At 48.0% G+C, this 1,208-nt stretch carries 1 rRNA gene; it reads left to right on the forward strand.

The annotated features are described in order from the left end of the window. Window positions 1-11: 11 nt before the first annotated feature. Window positions 12-1,208: ribosomal RNA gene (locus BMZ76_RS15660) — 23S ribosomal RNA — on the forward strand; the annotation flags it as partial.

Raw genomic sequence — 1,208 nt, forward strand, 5'->3', positions numbered from 1 at the left:
TGTGTTGGTACAATAAGCAAAATAAGGGCGTATGGGGGATGCCTTGGCTCTCAGAGGCGATGAAGGGCGTGATAAGCTGCGAAAAGCTACGGGGATTGGCACACACGATATGATCCGTAGATACCCGAATGGGGCAACCCACTATGTTGAAGACATAGTACACCGATAGGTGGGCAAACCCGCTGAACTGAAACATCTAAGTAGGCGGAGGAGAAGAAAACAAAAGTGATTCCGTAAGTAGTGGCGAGCGAACGCGGATTAGCCCAAACCAATGTTGTTACGGCAATATTGGGGTTGTAGGACCACGTTATTTGTTGCGGATAGAATTAGAATCTACTGGAAAGTAGGGCCAAAGAAGGTGATAGCCCTGTATAAGTAATAGAAGATAACGATAGTGGTATCCTGAGTAGGGCGGGACACGAGAAATCCTGTCTGAATTTGGCGGGACCATCCGCTAAGGCTAAATACTCCTGAGAGACCGATAGTGAACCAGTACCGTGAGGGAAAGGTGAAAAGAACCGTGAATAACGGAGTGAAATAGATCCTGAAACCATACGCTTACAAGCGGTCGGAGCCCTTTCGTGGGGTGACGGCGTGCCTTTTGCATAATGAGCCTACGAGTTAACGTTGCTGGCAAGGATAAGTGGTTAAGCCACGGATCCGTAGCGAAAGCGAGTCTGAATAGGGCGCTTTAGTCAGTAGTGTTAGACGCGAAACCGTGTGATCTACCCATGGGCAGGATGAAGCTGTGGTAACACATAGTGGAGGTCCGAACCGGTTGACGTTGAAAAGTCTTCGGATGACCTGTGGGTAGGGGTGAAAGGCCAATCAAACTCGGAAATAGCTCGTACTCCCCGAAATGCATTTAGGTGCAGCGTTATGCGTAAAGTTATATAGAGGTAGAGCTACTGATTGGATGCGGGGGCTTCACCGCCTACCAATTCCTGACAAACTCCGAATGCTATATAATGTTTCATAACAGTGAGGGCTTGGGTGCTAAGGTCCAAGTCCGAGAGGGAAAGAACCCAGACCATCAGCTAAGGTCCCCAAATATATACTAAGTTGAAAGAACGAGGTTTGTCTGCCCAGACAGCTAGGATGTTGGCTTGGAAGCAGCCATTCATTTAAAGAGTGCGTAACAGCTCACTAGTCGAGCGGACGAGCATGGATAATAATCGGGCATAAGTATATTACCGAAGCTATGGATT

Origin of the sequence: Flavobacterium xueshanense, from assembly GCF_900112975.1 — a bacterium.
Taxonomy (GTDB): domain Bacteria; phylum Bacteroidota; class Bacteroidia; order Flavobacteriales; family Flavobacteriaceae; genus Flavobacterium; species Flavobacterium xueshanense.